22 protein-coding genes are annotated in these 17941 nt (G+C 67.0%); 4 read left to right on the top strand and 18 right to left on the bottom strand.

What is annotated here, in order from left to right:
• The 16 genes from J6595_RS20340 to J6595_RS20270 form a co-directional block, all read right to left on the bottom strand.
• The gene (locus J6595_RS20340; protein WP_209597170.1) at positions 1-432 is read right to left on the bottom strand and encodes an NlpC/P60 family protein; all 432 of its coding nucleotides are present in this window, start codon (positions 430-432) and stop codon (positions 1-3) included.
• The gene (locus J6595_RS20335; protein ID WP_209597168.1) at positions 429-1319 is read right to left on the bottom strand and encodes a DUF2163 domain-containing protein; all 891 of its coding nucleotides are present in this window, start codon (positions 1317-1319) and stop codon (positions 429-431) included. Before J6595_RS20335 ends, J6595_RS20340 begins: the two co-directional genes overlap by 4 nt.
• Entirely contained in the window at positions 1316-1951 is a 636-nt protein-coding gene (locus tag J6595_RS20330) for a DUF2460 domain-containing protein (RefSeq protein ID WP_209597166.1), read from the bottom strand. Before J6595_RS20330 ends, J6595_RS20335 begins: the two co-directional genes overlap by 4 nt.
• 2 nt (positions 1952-1953) lie before the next feature.
• On the bottom strand, positions 1954-2523 hold the full coding sequence (locus J6595_RS20325; protein WP_245198924.1) for a phage tail tape measure protein: 570 nt from the start codon (positions 2521-2523) through the stop codon (positions 1954-1956).
• A gap of 101 nt (positions 2524-2624) precedes the next feature.
• On the bottom strand, positions 2625-2828 hold the full coding sequence (locus J6595_RS22685) for a rcc01693 family protein (protein WP_425342190.1): 204 nt from the start codon (positions 2826-2828) through the stop codon (positions 2625-2627).
• A 35-nt stretch (positions 2829-2863) separates the two neighbouring features.
• A complete protein-coding gene (locus tag J6595_RS22680; RefSeq protein WP_245198920.1) occupies positions 2864-3226 on the bottom strand; it encodes a gene transfer agent family protein in 363 nt (120 codons plus the stop codon).
• Between the two features lie 2 nt (positions 3227-3228).
• Positions 3229-3642, bottom strand: a complete 414-nt coding sequence (locus tag J6595_RS20315; protein ID WP_209597164.1) for a phage major tail protein, TP901-1 family — start codon at positions 3640-3642, stop codon at positions 3229-3231.
• 156 nt (positions 3643-3798) lie between these two features.
• Positions 3799-4209: a DUF3168 domain-containing protein gene (locus J6595_RS20310; protein ID WP_209597162.1), complete on the bottom strand. Its 411-nt coding sequence runs from the start codon at positions 4207-4209 to the stop codon at positions 3799-3801.
• Between the two features lie 357 nt (positions 4210-4566).
• Positions 4567-4899 (bottom strand): phage head closure protein, encoded by a 333-nt coding sequence (locus tag J6595_RS20305; protein ID WP_209597160.1) that lies wholly within the window; start codon positions 4897-4899, stop codon positions 4567-4569.
• Entirely contained in the window at positions 4899-5456 is a 558-nt protein-coding gene (locus J6595_RS20300; RefSeq protein WP_209597159.1) for a head-tail connector protein, read from the bottom strand. Before J6595_RS20300 ends, J6595_RS20305 begins: the two co-directional genes overlap by 1 nt.
• A 75-nt stretch (positions 5457-5531) precedes the next feature.
• Positions 5532-6782 carry a phage major capsid protein gene (locus tag J6595_RS20295; RefSeq protein WP_209597157.1) on the bottom strand — a complete coding sequence of 417 codons (1251 nt, stop codon included), beginning with the start codon at positions 6780-6782 and terminating at the stop codon, positions 5532-5534.
• Positions 6783-6863: 81 nt separating this feature from the next.
• On the bottom strand, positions 6864-7364 hold the full coding sequence (locus J6595_RS20290) for an HK97 family phage prohead protease (protein WP_245198918.1): 501 nt from the start codon (positions 7362-7364) through the stop codon (positions 6864-6866).
• Positions 7357-8583: a phage portal protein gene (locus J6595_RS20285; RefSeq protein ID WP_245198916.1), complete on the bottom strand. Its 1227-nt coding sequence runs from the start codon at positions 8581-8583 to the stop codon at positions 7357-7359. The genes J6595_RS20290 and J6595_RS20285 overlap by 8 nt, the downstream gene beginning before the upstream one ends.
• A gap of 311 nt (positions 8584-8894) precedes the next feature.
• Complete coding sequence (locus J6595_RS20280; protein WP_209597236.1) at positions 8895-10124, bottom strand: DNA-packaging protein; 1230 nt, start codon at positions 10122-10124, stop codon at positions 8895-8897.
• Between the two features lie 100 nt (positions 10125-10224).
• Complete coding sequence (locus J6595_RS20275) at positions 10225-10719, bottom strand: hypothetical protein (protein ID WP_209597155.1); 495 nt, start codon at positions 10717-10719, stop codon at positions 10225-10227.
• Between the two features lie 143 nt (positions 10720-10862).
• Positions 10863-11375: a YcgN family cysteine cluster protein gene (locus tag J6595_RS20270; protein WP_209597153.1), complete on the bottom strand. Its 513-nt coding sequence runs from the start codon at positions 11373-11375 to the stop codon at positions 10863-10865.
• Between the two features lie 174 nt (positions 11376-11549).
• Here J6595_RS20270 and J6595_RS20265 point away from each other — a divergent pair, with 174 nt between their 5' ends.
• Genes J6595_RS20265 through J6595_RS20255 form a run of 3 tightly spaced genes read left to right on the top strand, consistent with a single transcriptional unit; the run spans position 11550 to position 14974 of the window.
• Positions 11550-13727 (top strand): transglycosylase domain-containing protein, encoded by a 2178-nt coding sequence (locus J6595_RS20265; RefSeq protein ID WP_209597151.1) that lies wholly within the window; start codon positions 11550-11552, stop codon positions 13725-13727.
• Positions 13728-13761: 34 nt separating this feature from the next.
• A complete protein-coding gene (locus tag J6595_RS20260) occupies positions 13762-14346 on the top strand; it encodes a DUF1214 domain-containing protein (protein ID WP_209597149.1) in 585 nt (194 codons plus the stop codon).
• Positions 14339-14974, top strand: coding sequence for a DUF1254 domain-containing protein (locus J6595_RS20255; RefSeq protein ID WP_209597147.1), 636 nt, complete (start codon positions 14339-14341; stop codon positions 14972-14974). The genes J6595_RS20260 and J6595_RS20255 overlap by 8 nt, the downstream gene beginning before the upstream one ends.
• A 102-nt stretch (positions 14975-15076) precedes the next feature.
• On the opposite strand, the gene J6595_RS20250 is transcribed toward J6595_RS20255, so the two are convergent.
• Entirely contained in the window at positions 15077-15304 is a 228-nt protein-coding gene (locus J6595_RS20250; protein ID WP_209597145.1) for a hypothetical protein, read from the bottom strand.
• A gap of 268 nt (positions 15305-15572) precedes the next feature.
• Between J6595_RS20250 and J6595_RS20245 the strand changes: the two genes are divergently transcribed.
• A complete protein-coding gene (locus tag J6595_RS20245; RefSeq protein ID WP_209597143.1) occupies positions 15573-16598 on the top strand; it encodes a hypothetical protein in 1026 nt (341 codons plus the stop codon).
• Here J6595_RS20245 and J6595_RS22785 read toward each other — a convergent pair.
• Positions 16569-17921 carry a DUF6030 family protein gene (locus J6595_RS22785; RefSeq protein WP_280891560.1) on the bottom strand — a complete coding sequence of 451 codons (1353 nt, stop codon included), beginning with the start codon at positions 17919-17921 and terminating at the stop codon, positions 16569-16571. The genes J6595_RS20245 and J6595_RS22785 overlap by 30 nt on opposite strands.
• Positions 17922-17941: the final 20 nt, after the last annotated feature.

The following is a 17941-nucleotide window of genomic DNA, read 5'->3' as shown; positions in this document are numbered from 1 at the left end:
TCACTCCGGAAAACGGAAGGCGCCGGCGATGCGCGCGCGCCAGCTTCTCGGCAAGGCCGTCGAAACGACGGCGCTGCCCTGATAGGCATGGATGATGCGCCCGCCCCCGTCGACGAGGGCGCAATGCGTGGCCGGCGCGCCGGTGCGCCAGCGAAACAGCAGGACGTCGCCTTCCAGGGCCTCGGCCGGTTCGATCGGCACGAGATGCCGCTCCGCCGCCGCCAACAGCCGGTCCGGCCCGGCCCGCAAGCTCCATGTGATGGCATAGGCGCCCGGCTCTTCGGGCTCGCTGTCATGCAGCTCGCGCCAGATGCCGCGCAGAAGGCCGAGGCAGTCGCAGCCGACGCCCTGCGTCGAGCCCTGGTGCCGATAGGGCGTCCCGAGCCAGCGCCGGGCGATGGCGAGCGCGCGTCTACGCGTTTCCTCGCTCATGGCACGACCGGCGAGCCGTCGTGGAAACTCCCCGTCCTTGCGACCTGCAGAGTGGCATCGCTGCCGGGAATGTGCGGGAAACCCCGGAAATTCAGATGATTGCCGAAGCGTTCCTTGCAGGTCTGAAAGCGCTTGTCGCAGCCTTGCACGAGGCTCAGCCGGTCGCCTGCGCCGATCGCGGGGACGATGGTTTCGGCCAGGAATATTCGCACACGTCCGGTGGCCATCGCAGCCGCCGAAGCGACATCAGAGCCAAGCCCGCCGGCATCGCCATCGATCATCGTCAACCGTCCCGAAGCGTAGCGATCGGGATCGGCGCCGAGCGCCCCGTCGATCTCGATCCAGCCGTCGCCCACGGAGTGAACTGCGCATTCCACCCTATGGGGCGGCTGCGACAGGTCGAAGCGACAGCGCTCGTCACCCAGAACGGCATCGCAGCGCCTTCGATAGAGGCGGCCGCGCACGGCCTCCAGCCTGGCCGCGATGCTTCGCAATTCCGCCGTGAAGGCGATCTCGCCCCATTTGACCTCGCCGAGATCCGAAACGTCGATGCGCACATGCCGGTCGACATTCTGCCAGTCGACGACGAAGGTCTCGATGCGCGCGCCGTCGAAGCGGCCGGCGGCGATATCCGTTTCCTCGATCGCAGCCGAGGACAGCGCCCCCTCGACCTCGGCGGTCGCCGCGCCGAGGCCGAGCGTCGCTTCTGCCTCGGAGGCCGTGAGCCCGGTCGCGGCCTCGAACGTCGTCCCTTCGAAGGTCAGCGCTTCGTCGTGATCGGTAAAGCCGAGGACGACGCCGTCCGTCCGCGTCAGTCGCCAGCAATTGGCAAGCGTCGTGACCGGCTGCTCGATCGCGGCAGCGAGATCTGGAGACAGCGTTCTCATGGCCGCACCTCGATCAGCGGGATGGTCGGAATGTCACCGGCCTCGAAGGCGGCGATGTTGATGGCCAGCTGGTCGGTGTCGAAGCGGACCGGGACGTCGAACTCGAAGCCGGCCGTAATCGTTGCCCCTTCGGCGGGTGGCGCATCGAAGATGACCACGCCTTTCGATGGATCGACGACAACGCCCGCAGCGGTCTCGACGCCGCCAACCGCGACGCGCACACTGCCGCCGACCGGCTTTTCGATCGACCGCATATAGGCGCCCTCGCCGCTGCCATAGGCCTTGATCAGCGCAAACTCCCGCCCTTCGCCATCGCCGGTTCCGATCGCCTGGTCGAGCGGCGAGACCGGAAGGCCGAGCCGCGCCGAGGCGTGGTCGAGCGGGTCGCGAAACCTAAACCCCGTCATCCGCCCGCGCATCGCCTCGAAGAATTCGAGCACCGCGGCAAGATCGGCAAGGCTCTTCAACCCCGAGCCCGCGTCGTAGCGTCGGACCGAGCGGGCAAAGCGCTGATTGCGCTTTTCGAAACCGGTCGAAAGCCGGACGATGTCCGTCCTGCGCTCCGGCCCGCCGCTGGTGCCGAACGCGATCCGCAGCGGAAACCGCTCTTCGCTGAAGGCGATGATCGCCATGGTCAAAGGCCCCTTCGCCCACGTGTCGCAGCGCGCGCCAGCATTGCCTGGATCTGCGCCTCGGCCCGCTTGAAGCTCGGCGCATCCGGCGTCGATACGTTGAAGACGATCGTCGAGCCGTCACGCCCCTGCGGCGCCGCGACGCCGAGCGTGCCGTCCGCGCCCCGCGACAACGGCAGGATCGCCTCCGCCCCCGCCTCCCCCATCAGCCCTGTCTTGCCGCCGACCGGAAAGAAGCTCGGCGATGCGACGACCCCGCCCTTGGCGAAAGGCAGGACGCTGCCATCGCCACCTCCCGTCCCGCCGCCGAACACCGAGGTGATCTGGCCGATGGCGCTCGAAGCCAGCTCGCCGAGCGGCTTCAGCGCGGCATCGAGCGCAATGGTCGAGAGCCTCGCGGCCAGCTGCTTCAGAACGCCGTCGAGCGAGCGGCTGCCGGTGACTGCGCCGGCAAGGGCAGTTGTCAGCGCGGAGCCGAACCGTTCGGCGCGGCTTGAAAGATCCGACAGCGCCCGGTCGAGCCCGGACGTATCGGCGCGGATCGCGACGGTGAAGGTCTCGTCCTCTTCCATGGTCTCGTCCTGTACTTGAAAGGTCTACGGAAATCGGTCTCGCCCCTTGGGGCGAGCTGTCCGGCAGCACGGAGAGCGAGCCTCTCGCGCCGGCGGTTCGATCAGACGCGATCACCTCGCCGTCGATCGGGAAACCGCCGCATCAAACCCGCGAGTTCTCCGGCTGATGGCGCACTGGCAGGCGAGCGCGGGCCCAAGACGGCCGCCAGCTCGCGCGGCGTCAGCCTCCAGAAATCCCGGGACGACAACCGCAACACGCCGAAACCGATGGCCATCGCCTCGTCCCAAGGAAAGGCGACCGGCAACGCGACGGCTTCGCCCTCGGCCCGACGTTCGGCGCTCAGAGCGCCGCTTCGCGAGGGTTTGCAGCGCCCGTTCCGGCCACCTCCTGATCGCTGCCGAAAGCCGCGGCCAGGAGTTCGACGGCGGTCGCCGCCGCCCCCGCGGCCCCGCCATCGATATGCATGGCGCCGACCTCGGCATCGCTCACCTCGGCGCCCGCGCCGCGCAAGCCGGCGCCGATGATCCGCGTCAGATCCCGCGCCGAGAGCCGCCCCCCGCGAAACCGGTCGGCGAGTTCGCCGAGATTGTCGGCGGCAAACGCGTCCTCCAGTTCGGCCAGCGCTCCAAGCGTCAGGCAGAGCCGCCGCTCCTCGCCGTCGATGGTGGCGGATACCTCGCCGCGTTTTCGGTTCACCGCCATGGTCAGATCGCCTCGAAGGAGAGCGCGCCGGCCGATTCCAGCGTCGCCTCGAAGGTGACCTCGCCATCGTGCTCGCCGCCATATTCCAGCGCCGTCACCTGGAACGGCCCGGTCACCCTGCCGAAATCGGGGATCACCGCCTGAAACGCGGCAACCCGCGATTCGAAGAACACGTGCCGAAGCGTCGCGTCCGACGCCGCATCCTTGAAGATGCCTGAGCCCGAAAGCGCCGCCCGCTGCACGCCGGCGCCGCCGAGCAACTCGCGCCAGCGTCCGGCACTTTCAGAATCGGTGATGTCGACGGTCTGGGCATTGAAGGCGATCCGCCGGCTGCGAAGCCCGGCGATCGTCGTGAAACTGCCGTCCCCCTCCTCGTCGATCTTGAGAAGGAGGTCCTTGCCTTTTTGCGCGCTCATCGGTTCGTCCCATCTTCGCGTTCATCCGCCGTCATCTCGCAGCGGCAACGAAAAAGGGCGGCCCCGAAGGACCGCCCTGAAGTGATGTCATCAAGAATGCTCGCAGCAGCGAGGCCGGAAAAACGCCCTGAGCCTCGTGGTCGGCCCGGCCTCGGCTCAGGCCAAGGGCTCGGTCACCGCGCGAAACCGCAGAATGCCGTGATAGGTCGAGGAGTCTTCCTCCCGCCGCGCCTCGGCAAATTGCAGCCGAAGGTTCACCAGATGGTGCCCCTCCAGCGCCAGCGCCGTGTCGTTCAGCTTTTCGGCCACCTTGTCCATGATCGCGTAGGTCTCGGCCTTGCCGCCACCCTTCGCCCAGACATGCAGGGTGAGGATATGCTCGGCCCCGTCCTCGGTGCCGGTCGACCAGTCGACGACCGCCGTCCGGCCGAGCGTCAGATAGGGGAAGTTCGCCCGCTCCGGCCGCCGGTCAAAGACCTTCGGCCCGCCGAGCAACGCCGTCAGCGCAGGGTCGGACGTCAGAGTGGAAAAGATCGACTGCTGGAGTTCAGCGCTCGGATGCGCCATGGTTCTCGCCCCTGTTCACGATGCCATTTCCGTAAAAGCCAGCGTTCACTTTGAACGACGCCATGAAACATAACCTGAAATGGTTGCGCTGTCGCTCCGGTCAACGCCGGCAATTTTAACTTTTTCGCTACCTTACGTTTTCGTTGCGTCCGGCCTCCGCAACGGGACCCCATCCTCGAAGGGATCGTCGATCATGTCCTGGATCTCCCGCGAATTTTTGAACCCGGAAGTGGCAGGAAATCGCGTCGGCCCAGACGTCGGTTCGCGCCTATCGCGCTGCGCGGCCCGCCGCTCGACGAATGCCCGCAGACTGCGTTGCAGCGTGCCCTTCGCCACCGTGACCTGCAGCCTCATTCCTCAACGCTCCTCTTCGCAGCGGCAGACGAGGTAGCGCCCGCTTTCGTCCGGGTCGTGCACCGAGTGGATGACGAGCCGCCGGCCGCTTGTCCGAAACGACAGACCGCGCGCGACGACCGGGTTCGTTCGAACGAGAACCCGGTGCGTCACTTTCGCCTCGCGCTGATCGAAGCGTTCGCGCGAGCGGACGGAAAGCGGCTCGATCCGCACGGAAAGCTCGCGGATCTCCTGCCAGCTCGTCTCGCCGCCGCCTGCCCCATCCGGAACGACGACGGGCTCGTCCAGCGCGACGCGGCGGTTGAAAAGGCCCGGATCGAGAAACAGGGGCGCCATCACAGCCTCACCGGCCGATAGGGCGCGAGCAGCCGATCGGCGATCGCCGGGCGCAGCGCCGGCTGCATCCCCGGCTCGACCAGCGCCCGCGCCTCGTAGCTGGCAGCGACGATGGCCTTCAGGGCCAGCACGAGATCGGCCGGGCATTTCCCGACCGCAAAGCCGGCGGAAAATTCGATCTCGACGCCGTTCACAGCCTGATCGACGGCGGCGCCCGAAAGCCGGTATCCGTCTGATCCGCGCGGCCGCTCGACGATCGCCTCGGCCGCGGTGAACACGACCGGACTGCCCGCCCCATCAAAGGCCGTGACCGCATCGATCGAGACCAGCGGTCGCCGCGTCGCCTCGACCCAGCCGTTTCGGGGTACCGGGTCGAGAGAAAGACGAAAGCTGCGGGCGATCAGCGACAGGCCGGTCTCGCGCTCGATCGCCTCGCGCCCGGCGCGAATGAGATCGGCGATCAGCGCGTCCTCGTCGTCCCGCTCGATGCGTGCCCAGGCCTTGGCGGCTTCGAGCGTCAGCGGCTCGGCGGTCACGCCAAGATCGATCGTCGTCATGAATTGTCTCCGAAAGAGCCAAAAGCCCGGCACGTGGCCGGGCTTTCGAATGGGTGGCGATCGCTCGTCTTGCGATCAGGCGGAGAAATCGAGCAGCTTGGCCGCGTCGAAGTCCTGGATGCCACCGCCGACGCGCTTCGTCGTATAGAACAGGACGTAGGGCTTGGCGGAATAGGGGTCGCGCAGCACGCGCACGCCCTGCCGGTCGACGACGAGGTAGAAGCGCTGGAAGTCGCCGAAGGCGATGGCGCAATTGCCCGTCGCGATGTTCGGCATGTCTTCCGCCTCGACGATCGGAAAGCCCATCAGCGTCGCCCGCGCGCCCGCCGAAGCCGGCGGCAGCCACAGATAGTTGCCGTCCTCGTCCTTCAGCTTGCGAACCGATCCTTGCGTCTTCCTGTTCATCACGAAGCTGGCGTTCTGGCGGTAGCCCGCCTTCAGCGCATAGACGAGGTCGATCAGCGCGTCGGCGGCCTCTCCCTCGGCAAACGCCCCGTTTGCGCCGGTGGAGATCGTGCCGACCTTGCCCCAGGCCCAGGCGCTTTCGTCGGCCTTGGCGTAGGTCATGAAGCCTTTCGGCTTGCTGACGCCGTCGCCATTGACGAAGGCCGAGCCCTCCTGGGCTGCGAAGGCCTGCTCGACCTCCTCGCCGATCCAGCGATCGATATCGACCGCGGCATCGTCGAGAAGCGTCGCCGTCGCCGCCGGCATGGCGTAGAGTTCCATGGTCGGGAAGGAGAGTTCGGCGAGCTGCGGCGCGGCGGTCTGCTCGCGATCGGCGGCTTCGCTCACCCAGCCGCTCTCGGCGCCGGAAATCGCGAAGGGCTTCTTCAGAACCGCGCTGGAGACGGTCCGCACCGCGGCAATCGAGCGGATCGGCGAGATCGACGCCAGCCTGCGGCCGATCTCGGTTTCGGTCTCGTCGGGGACGAGGAAGCCGCCATCGGCACCGGTCAGATTCGACATCGCCTTTTCTTCAAAGCGCCGAAGCGCCGTCTCGTCGCCGCCGCGGACATAGCGCTCGAAGGCGCTCTTGTGCTCGCTCGCCGGCTCGCCGCGCCGGGCCCTGTCCTGGCCGAGCGCCGGGCGCATTTCCTTCAGCGCAAGGCGCTCGATCCTCTGGTTCTGGGCGTCGAGCGCCGCCGCGATGCGGTCGACCTTATCACTCGTCACGACGTCGCCCGTCATGCGCCTTTCGAGCTCGTCGAGGCGCATGTCGTTGGCCTCGCGAAAGCTCTCGAAGGTCCGCTGCATCTCGTCCTGCAGCCCGCGGATTTCGGGGGTGACCGTCTTCGTCTCGAAGCCGGCAAGCGCGGTCTCGTCCATGTCTTTCTCCTGGTGTTGCGTCTGGTTTTCGAAATGCCCCTGGCGTTTCGCCGAAAGGTCGGCGAGCGGACCGCGTCGAAGTCAGGCGATGACCGTCAGCCGGGCCCGGTCCTGCATCGGGAAGGTGACCAGCGAGATTTCCCACAGGTCGATCGTCACCAGCCGGCGCTTGGCGCCGCCCGGATCGCGTCTTGCGAGCTTGGTGCGAAAGCCGATCGACAGCCCGTCGATCGCCCCGGCGGCGGCAAGCGCTGCGGCCTCCCGCCCGCCCTCGGTTTCGAGGGCGAACTCGCCGGCGACCTTCAGGCCCACACGATCCTCGAAGATCTCCAGCCAGCGGCCGATCGGCCGGGCCGGATCGTGCTGCCAGAGCATGCGTACCTCGCTCGCGCGCCGGCCGATCAGAGAGGCGGCGAAGGCGCCGGGCTCGATCCGGTCGCCCGCGAGATCGGTCGCCCCAAAGATCGCCGCATAGCCGGAAAATCGCGCCGGCGGCGCCATCGCCCCTGCCCGGATCGCCCCCGCCGCAACCGGTCGCGCGTCCGCAAGGGTCGCCGCCGCAACGCCGCGCGTCTCAAGCATCGTCGCCATCCCTGCCATAGCCGACCGCCTCCCGCTTTTCGCTTCTCGTCAGGAAGTCCGCCGCGCCGACCCGCGCCCACAGCGCCTCGCGCTCGGCCGAAAGTCCTTCCACCTGGTCGAGATCGATCGAGAGCGTCAGGCCCGACTCGCCGAGATGGCCGCCGAGCCAGCCGCCCAGCGCCCCGCAGATGCGCTTGACGATCGGCAGGACGGTCAGTCGGTAGAGCGCCCGGTTCGCCTCGGCATAGTTGGAATAGGTCGCGTCGCCCGGGATGCCGAGCAGCATCGGCGGCACGCCGAAGGCGAGCGCGATATCCCGCGCCGCGCCGTTCCGTGCCTCGATGAAGTCCATGTCCTTCGGCGTCAGCGCCATCGCCTTCCAGTCGAGGCCGCCTTCCAGAAGCAGCGGACGCCCGGCCCGGGCCGCGCCGGCATAGCCGCTCTCGAGTTCGGCCTTCAGCCGGTCGAACTGATCGGGCGAGAGATTGCCACCGCCTTCCGCCTTGTAGATCAGCGCGCCCGACGGCCTTGCCGAATTGTCGAGCAGCGCCCGGTTCCAGCGCGCGGCGGCGTTGTGAAGATCGAGCGCGTTCTGCGCGGCGCCGAGCGGCGCATAGCCGGAATGGTCGGCGAGCGGATGGAAGAGCTGAAGCTGCAACAGCGTCGCCGGCTCGCCGCCCGGCCCTTCGGCCGCAATCCGCCTCACCCGCGTTCCCGCGCGGTACTCGTAGGCTTCCGGCCAACCGTCCGCGCCCTCGATCAGCCGCACCCGGTCCGGCCGCAGCAAGTGCAGCGCCCTCACCTCGCCCTCGATCAGCGCCGCCTCGACATAGGCGTTGCCGGACAACAGCAGATGCCCGCAGATCGCCTCGACGAAGGCGGCGCCGTCCGTCATCCCGTTGGGTCGCCTCAAGAGATCGAGCAAGCGATGCTCGCTCACCTCCTCCGCGCCATCATAAAGGACGAGCGGGATCGCCGCCGCCGCCTCGCTGATCATCCGGACAGAGCGATAAGCGACCGGGTTCTGCATGAAGCCGGCCCGCGACAAAGCGGCATAGGAGCGCTCGGCCCAGATGCCGTCGCCCCCGCCGGTGAACACCAGCGTTCCCGAGACGGTCGCGGCGGATTTCGCCTCCCCTGCTCCACCGTCGGCAGCCGCCGTCTCGGCCGGCCGCCGGCCCGCGCCGAGCCAGCCGGCCATCGATCGCGCAAGTCCCATTGCCAATGCTCCGATGTGTTTGGAATTCTGCAAGCCGCCTGCGGTCGCCCTCCGGCTTTCGAAGGCTTCGCCCTACGGCGCCCCCCTCTGCCTGCCGGCATCTCCCCCAACAGGGGTGAGATCAGAAATTTCGCCGCCCTCGCCCGCCACTCCGCCGGCCACGCGATCCGAAACGACCGACAATGAGGCGGATCGACCCGAGCGAGCTCGATCTCCCCCCTTGTGGGGGAGATGCCCGGCAGGGCAGAGGGGGGTAACGCCTCCGCCTGCACCCCGCCCCAAAAGAAGCTCGCCAACCGCGCAAACGCCCCTCAAAGCCCTCGTATCCGCGGCGCCTCACGTCCCCCCGTCAGCGCGTTCACCGCCCAGACCAGCGCGTCGAGCCGGTCCGGCGAGCGGCCGCCGGACAATCCATCCGGGCCGAAATCGGCCATCTCGTCTTCCAGTTCGGGAAACCGCCCGGCATGGCGCACTCGTCCGCGTTCGTAGAGCGCGGCGACGGGCTCGGCCCGCAGCCATTTGCCCCGGCTCGCCCGCACCGCCTGAAACGGCGTATCGGGCTGTGCCGCCCGGATCACCGCCTCGACCATGTCGCCGCCCTGATTCACCTCGGCGACGATCCGGTCGGCACCCAGCGCCTGATAGAGCGAGATCGCAGAGCCCGCCCATTCATGCGGCTTGGCCCGCCGCCGGCTCCTGTCCGCCAGAATGTAGATCGTCCCGTCCGCGCCCCGGCCGGCCGCGATGATGCCGCAAGCGTCGGAGCGCGCGGTCGCCGTTGCCGGCGGATCGACCGCAACGACGATCCGCTGCAGCTCTTCCGGCGGCTCGCAGCGCTCCCGCTCGATCTTCGCAAGGTCGAACAGCGCGTCCTCCCTTGCCGAAAGAATCTGCCCGTCGAGCTCCTGCCGTCCGAGCCGCGTGCCGCCGTAGCGTTCGGTCATCGCGGCGAGAAAACCCGGCGCCAGATTGCCGGCGTTTTCCGCCGTCGTCATGTGGGTCGTTGCGGTCTGCGGATCGGCCATCAGCCGCTTCAACAAGGGGATCGGCCGCGGCGTCGTCGTAAACAGCGCCCGCGGGTTCCCGCCCAGTCGCAACGCCAGTTGCAGATTGTCGAAACACGCCTCGCCATGCACCCATTTCGCCAGCTCGTCGCCCCAGGCGAGATCGAACTGATAGCCCCGCAGCGCGTCCGGATCCTCCGACGAAAAGATCTGCGCGATGGCCCCGTTGGCGAAGACCACCCGTCGCCGGCTTGCCTCGAAGACCGGGCGCGGACGCCCGCTGATCGCCAGAAGCCCGCTCTCCCCGTCGATCATCACCTCGCGGGCATCGGCCAGCGTCTCGGCGAGCAGCCCGATCCGCCCATGGGCCCTCTCGGCAAAGGGCGGCTCGCCCGTCGCCATCGCCCGCACCCATTCGGCGCCCGCCCGCGTCTTGCCCGAGCCTCGCCCGCCGACGATCAGCCATTGCCGCCAGTCGCCCGGCGGCGGCAGTTGCGAGGCCCGAGCGAGGCTCGCCCAGGGAAGCCTCGCTTGCATGAGCACCGGCGCCTTCTGCCGCGCAATCAGATCGTCCGTTTCGCTCCAGAAGTCGGCCTCGCTCAGCGGCGCGCCCTTTGCGCCGGCGAGAGGCTCCTCGTCAGGCGCCGCCATCGGGGTCCCGATCCCTGGGCTTTGGCGCGGGCCCCTTCGCCCGGCGCCTGCCCTTCGTCGCCGGCTTGCCCGCCTTGGCCGCCCCGTCCGCAAACAAGCGTGCGCCGCCGGCGCGCCTGGCGTCGAGCGCCCGCAGCCGGCGCATGAATTCGTCGCGCAGCCGCAGCGTTTCGGCTTCGTCGTCCTGGCCCGCCGCCGACTCCTCGGCGCGCAGTTCCAGAAGCTTCTCGAGGGTGCGCGTCAAAAGGATCAGCGCATCGGCCCGCTCCTTGAAGCCGGCGCGGGTCGACGCTGCCTTCGTGCCTGCCGATGCCGGCTTCGCGCTCGTTCGCCCCGCAGAGACGCCAATCTTCCCGGCGCCTTCGCCGCCGAAAGGTTCGGTCGAATTCTTGTTAGGACTATTTTCTCCAATCTCGTCTTCGAGACGTTCCACCTCGCGCAGGAGAAGCATGAAGAGCCGGTCCGACAAGAGTTCCGCCATTCGCCCCTCGCCCCGTGTTCGCTCCCGTGCCCGGCGGCCTCCAACGCGACCCGGCACCAGAAACGAAAAAACGGCCCCAGTTGCCCGGTGCCGCCGACAGATTTTTGATGATGACTGAACCCTACTGGATCACCGTCACGCAGTCAAGGAATTTTTTCATATTTCCTGTCGGCCTCCGCGACATCCACATCCTGCCCCGGCCATTCCACCAGATGGTCCTCGTAATCCTCGAGCTCCATCCCCACTTCGCTGACCGTCCGATCCTGCACCGAGACGCCCGCCTGGTGCACGGTCTCGCGATCGCCCGAGACGAGATGGTGCCACCAATAGAGCTCGCGCCCCTCGGCGATCAGCCGGTAGGCGCAGCTCGGCGGCAGCCAGGTGAGCGTGCGCACCGCGTCGGGCGACAATCCGACGCAGTCCGGCACGACCTCGTGCCGCGTCTCGTATTGCCGGCAGCGGCAGGCGTGCCCGTCGAGAAGCTGGCAGGCGACGTTCGTCCAGGCGATCTCGCCGGTGTCCCAGTCTTCCAGCTTGTTCAGGCAGCAGCGTCCGCAGCCGTCGCACAGCCGCTCCCACTCCTGTGGCGGCATCTCTTCGAGCGACTTCGCCTTCCAGTAGGGCACGTCATCGTGATCAGGGCTGCGATCGTTCATCCGGAAACCATGCTTTGTTTTTGCAGATTTTTTCGTGCCATCGAACTATAAGGGGCGTTGGGGACGACGTAAGATGTCATCGATGGCCGCACAAGTCGCGGCCGGGAATTGCCACGACGATCGTGGGAGGGTAGGCCGCGAGGGCCGGTCCCCCTGCGGGCGTGGCGCGCGATCATGGGCCGAGCCTTGCAGAACGACGAGACCAAACCCCGGAAGCGCCGGCAGCCCTCGCGCCTTATCGAGGTCGACGCCTGGATCGATTCGAGCCTCTGGCGCGCCTTTCATTCCTTCCTCGCCTGGTGGGAAGGCGTCACGATCTTCTTCAGAAAGTTCCGGGTACGCGGTCTCAACCGGGCACTGGTGGAGGTCGCCTGCGAGGGTCTGACGCTCGGCCTTGCCGGCTTCATCCTCCTCTTTGCCCTGGCCCAGCCCGCGATCAAGATGACGAAAAACGGTCTGCCCCAGGAGAGCGACTATTCCGTCCTCTTCCTCGACAAGCATGGCGACGAGATTGGACGGCGCGGCATCCTTCGCGCAGCCGCCGTCCCCATCGACGAGATGCCCGACAGCTTCATCAAGGCGCTGCTTGCCACCGAGGATCGCCGCTTCTTCGATCATTTCGGCATCGACTTTCTCGGCCTCGTCCGCGCCCTGACGGTCAATGCCCAGGCCGGCGGCGTCGTCCAGGGCGGCTCGACGCTGACCCAGCAGCTGGCGAAGAACCTCTTCCTCACCAATGAACGCAGCCTCGATCGCAAGATCAAGGAAGCCTTTCTCTCGCTGTGGCTGGAGTCGCATTACTCCAAGCGCCAGATCCTCGCGATGTATCTCGACCGGGCCTATATGGGCGGCGGCACCTTCGGCGCGGCGGCGGCGTCCGAGTTCTATTTCGGCAAGAATATCCGTGACGTGTCGCTGGCCGAGGCGGCGATGCTGGCCGGCCTCTTCAAGGCGCCGGCCAAATACGCGCCGCACATCAACCTTCCCGCGGCCAGGGCCAGAGCCAACGAAGTCCTGACCAATATGGTCCAGGCGAACTTCCTCACCGAAGGCCAGGTGATCGCCGCCAGGCGCAATCCCGCGACCGCGATCGACCGCTCCTCCACCCCCTCGCCCGACTATTTCCTCGACTATGCCTTCGACGAGGTTCAGCGCATCGCCAAGGAAAAGGGCCTGAAGCAGCGCAATTTCACGGCCCGCACGACCATCGACCTCGATCTTCAGAAGCTCGCCGACGAATCGGTCGAATACAATCTTCGCCAGTACGGCAAGACTTACGACGTCGGCGAGGCGGCAATGGTGGTGCTCGCCTCCGACGGCAGCGTCAGGGCGATCGTCGGCGGCCGCGACTACGGCGTCTCCCAGTTCAACCGCGCGACCAGGGCTTTGCGCCAGCCCGGTTCGTCCTTCAAGGTCTATGTCTATGCGACGGCCATGCAGGAGGGCATGAAGCCGTCCGATACGATCGTCGACAGCCCGATCACCATCGGCAAATGGTCGCCGCAGAACTACGGCCGCTCCTTCTCCGGCCGCGTCACCCTCGCCAACGCGCTCGCCCGCTCGCTCAATGTCCCGGCGGTGAAGCTCTACCAGAAGGTCGGCTTCGACAACACGGTCAAGACCGCCAAGGCCATGGGGATCGAATCGCCGCTGAGAGGCGACAAGACCATGGCGCTGGGCACCAGCGAGGTGACCGTCATGGATCAGGCGACCGCCTACACCGTCTTTGCCAATGGCGGGATGAACTCCAATCGTCACGCGATCGAACAGCTGCTCGGTCCGACCGGCGAGGTCGTGTGGGATGCGCGGCGCGACATGCCCGCGCGCAAGCGCATTCTGTCGGAAAAGGCGACCGGCTACATGAACGAGATGCTCGTCGGCGTCACCGAACGCGGCACCGCGCGCAAGGCCCAGCTGACGATGACCCGCGTCGGCGGCAAGACGGGCACCACCCAGTCCTATCGCGACGGCTGGTTCGTCGGCTTCACCGGCAACTATGTCGGCGCCGTCTGGTTCGGCAACGACAGCTTCAAGCCGACCAACAAGCTCACCGGCGGCTCGCTTCCGGCCCTGACGTGGCAGCGGTTCATGGAGGCGGCGCACAAGAACATCGACTTGAAGCCCATCCCCTATATCGACGATCCTTTCCCCGCATCGAGCGGCAAGGTGGCGACGACCGAAGAGGATGGATCGCGAGCGAATAGCACCGAAGTCCTCAGCAAGAAGGCCCAGCATGTCCTGTCCGACATCGCGGACCGCCTCGAGACGATGAAGCCGCTGGCCCCCGAACAGCTCGCCTCGGCCGCAGAAACGACCAGCGTCGATACCGCCGCCGCGGCTCCCGTCCGATAGCAGCCCCACTCCAATCCTTGATATAATCGAACCGATGCGTTTCACCGTCCTCGTCATGATTGCGCTTGGCATCGCCCTTTCTCTTGGGGGTTGGTCGGCCAAATGGGCGGTCGATCACTCCGGCGAGATCGGCACCGTCTCGGTCGGTCAGTGGCGGGCAACCCCTTCTGCCGGGGCGCCCGACGCCGACCCCTATTCCAAGGCCCGTCTCGCCATGGTCGGCAACCTCACCCTCGGCATCGGCGAAGGCATCCAGTTTCGCAGCGACAGCGACGACCAGGGACGGCCGCTGCGGCGCGAATGCACCTACAGGATCGCTGGCTCGACGCCGCCCGCCCGCATCTTCACCCTCGCGACCTATCTCCCGGACGGCCGGCTCGTGCGCCCGGGCGCGGGTCGATCGGGCTGGCTGACCTCCAACAATCTCATGCGACGGGACGACAACTCCTTCGAGATCGCCATCGGACCGACAGCGAGAGCGGGCAACTGGCTGGCAACCTCCGGCAAGGGTCCGATGATTTTCGTTCTGGCCCTTTACGACACCCCCGCGAGCGCGGCGAGCGGCGCCTCCAGCCTGTCCTTGCCGACGATTCGGCAGGAGGGTTGCGCCGATGGGTAAGCTCCTTCTGGCTGTCATGGTCGGACTGGTCGGGGCCGGTCTCGTGCATATCGCCGTCATATTCTCGATGCCGGACGTTGCCAGTCGCAACGGCTGGAGCCGGTTGGCAGAGCTTGGCGAAACGGATCGGCTCGTGCGCGTCGAGGCGCTGGAAAGCCCTGCTGAGCCTGGAGAATCCGGCGGCTCGACCAACGGCGAGTTCGCCTTTGTCGATCCGGCCTTCATCACGGCCGGCTGTCGCTTTTCCCTGGTCGACGGCCCGGTCAGGATTCACGCCTTGCAAAACGATCCCGCCTTCTGGTCGGCCTCGATCTACGACCGCCGGGGGGACAATCTCTACAGCATCAACGACCGCTCGGCGGTCGACAATGCCTTCGATCTGATGGTGGGAACGCCGGAACAGCTCGTCGACAAGGCAGCCGTCCAGGATGCGCCGGAAGCGCAGATCCCCGTCGAGGTCGAAATGAGCGAGGGATACATGACGATCCGCGTCCTCGTCGACGAGGAGAGCAAACGACCGAGCGTCGATGCCTTCGTCTCTTCGATCGGATGCGATCCCTCGCCGACCGACGACGCGATCTCGACGAATTCGATCCGCCGCAAGTCGCCGGCCGCCAGCGGAGGCTGACGATCAGGGGATTTGCCGGACACATCCGAGAGCCTGTCCCCGGGGCGACATGCCAGCACGACGAGCCGGATGCTCGAAGCGCGAAAAAGTGCCCGCGTCGCCTCAGGCGGCGGTTGGGTCGCGGCTGATCGAATTCGAGCACCGCTCGCCGGACATTGCGGAGCGAGTGCCTTTGCCATGGACGTCGCGATGGGCCTCGGATGCCGCGCGGCGTTCGTAGCGAATACAGGGCAAGATCACGATCTCGGCGGTACCGCCCTGCTGATTCCTTGTCGGCGGCGATGGGTCGTCACCGAATTTCTTTCGTTCGAAGCTCAAAATAGCGCCCATTTTTCCCCAATCCCCCTTCCTCTGGCGTCGTCGCGCCGCCGCGAAAATGAACCTGCCTCTACAAGCTCAGAGAACACATCCCGAGGGTTAACAACTTGCTAAGAAATCTTGCGTAAACCTATCCAAAGACTTTCAAATTGCCGTTTCGTGATGCCAAGGGCACTTTCCATCTCTAGCTGTGATCAATTGGCGCCAGCCCCGGCTGGCTTCGATCTGGCGATGGAGCGGTTCGGGCGCCGATCGGGAAACGCAGCTTCGCTGGAGCGACATGGTCGACAAGATGCCGCGCCTCTTCCGTTCACTCGAAACCCGTCAGGGCCGGAGCGCCTTTGATACCATCGCGACGGCTGCCGTCGCGGGGTTTCTCGATATGCGTCGGCCGGGCCCCGCCCATGCTGCGGATTTTGCTCGGCTCATCGCCTCGACATGGCCGAAACTGTCCACCGAAACGAAGCGCCAGATCGCCATCTCGCTGGCGAAGTCTCCCGATGTGCCGCGTCCCGTCGTCGAGCTTTTCCTGAACGAACCTGCGGAGATCGCAGCGCCCTTCCTGTTTTCGAGCCCCTGCCTGACTGAGACGGATGTCCTTTCGCTGCAAGCGGCGGAAGAAGCCGTGCCGCCGGCCGAGGCGGCCCGCGTTCATCTCCCACGTCAAAGCGTGGAGCCGAACGTCCAGCGCTCTGATGGGGCCGGCAAGGAAACAGCCCCACCACCCCTGAAGAATGCTGCCGCCGCCCGCGATGCATTGAGAGCGCTTGTCCGCGCAAAGCCACGCCCCGCGCAGCCCGGCGCGCAGACGAGCGAAACGGCGGTGTTTCGGCTGGAACCCGGCACACCGCCATTCCCAGCCCTGCTGCACGAAGCCCGCAACGGCAATCCCGGAGGCGCCGCCCGGGCGATCGCCTCGACCCTGAAGCTCCCGGCGCAAACGGCCGTCACTCTCGTCGAGGGCGAGGATGGCACGTTCCTTGCCGCCGCCCTCAAACTTCTCGACCTGACGACCGCCGACGCCATGACGCTCGTCCTGATGGTCCACCGGACCGCCGGCCACGATGCCACGGCCTTCGCCGCCCTCAGACGCGTCTACGACGGATTGACGAAGCCGGCCGCGCGCGAGCTTCTCGGCCTCGAGGCTGCCACTCCAATCGACGTGCCGGTCAAGCGCGACAAAGGCCAGCACCAGCCGTTGCATGTGGAAGGCGCAGGCCTCCGCAAGGGCACGGCCACCAGGAAAACGACCTTCGGCCGGCGGCGCCAGTTGCCGTCAGCGGTCGCCGGCAGGCGCGTCGACTGACGGATCGCCGGGCGGCTGCGGGAGGGGACTGGGTTCCGGCTGAGGCCCCTGAAACGCTGATCCTTTTCGGTATTTGATCGCGTTGGGAAAGATCACGATCAGATTGTACTGCCATCCAGCGCTCAGCTCGCGCTTGAACCGCAGTCGCGTGCCCGCCTGGTCGATCTCGAAATCCTGAAGGTTGCGCAGCTTCTCCAGAAGCCCGCCCGGCGGGCTCCATTGCAGAACGTCGAACAGGGCCGCGGTGAGTTCCGCCAACCGCTTGGCGCCCCGTTTCGCCTTCGCGCCGCTGTCGGCAACCAGTTTGATGCGAATGCTCGTGAGTGTGTCGCGCGCAACCCCGCGCGCCATCACGAAGAGCTGCGGCTCTGTCGGCAGTGACGGCTCGATCACCGTATCGGGATCTTCCGTCGCGGGCTCATCTTCGAGATCCCTCTCGCTCGTCACGCGCTCCCCGTCCGCCGTCGCGGTCGCGTAGCATTCCCACTGGCCGCGCATCAGCGGGCTTTCGCTCCATTTCATGAGCCGCTGGCCCGGATCGATCGCCCGGCAGATCCGCTTGGGACTGACGGTGGCAAGGCGCACGAAATCCTCCGCGATTTTCGTCGCTGGCGGCATGAGCAGGCGGTCCGAGGCAAGCGGGGCGACCTTCGGGCCCTCCCCCGCCTCGCCCTCCGGCGAAGGCTGCAGGGCATCAAGGGCGCTGCGGTTTGCGGAAGAGCTTGCGGCCGGCTCGCTGAAGACGGCTCCGGTCTCCGCGGCGCGCTTCAGCCGCTCGCCGATAGAAACACCCCGATCCGTATTGAGGAACAGCACGAACAAGCCCATGGCGATCAGCAGCGCAACAAAGATGAGGCGCGTCGCCGGACCAAGGACCGCAAGACCGTCGAACCGCCGCGCGGCTGGCGCGGCCCCCGCGATCGTCGGGGCATCCCATGCAGGACTGCGGGAGGGAGGTCCCGCCGGCTTCGCCTCCGACGACGCATTGCCGGGTCTGCGTGTCGGCACTTCGGCTTGGGCTGCACCTCCGCGACCCTTGAGTCTGGCAGCTCCTTTCAGGACGCCAGCGCGAGCTCTCAACCCGGCAAGACGGGCCTTGGCGGCGAAAGCGCCGAGTGCTGACCGAACGTTGTCCGAAACCCTCGTCAGTGCTGCCCTGCCCGAAAATCTCGGGAGCTTCGATCTGATCCTCGCAAACAGCCGCAGGCGCGGAAGCCGCTCTGCGCCCCCTTCCACGAGACCGCTCGTTCGCGCACCAAGCCGCGCTGAAAGCCGGCCTGGCGCCAGGCGAGCCGATTTCGGCCGGCCGCCGAACGCACGCATCGATCTGCCGGTCGCCACCC

Origin of the sequence: Jiella mangrovi, assembly GCF_017815135.1 — a bacterium.
In the GTDB taxonomy this organism is placed as follows: domain Bacteria; phylum Pseudomonadota; class Alphaproteobacteria; order Rhizobiales; family Rhizobiaceae; genus Jiella; species Jiella mangrovi.
This window is presented reverse-complemented; position numbering and strand designations above follow the sequence as displayed.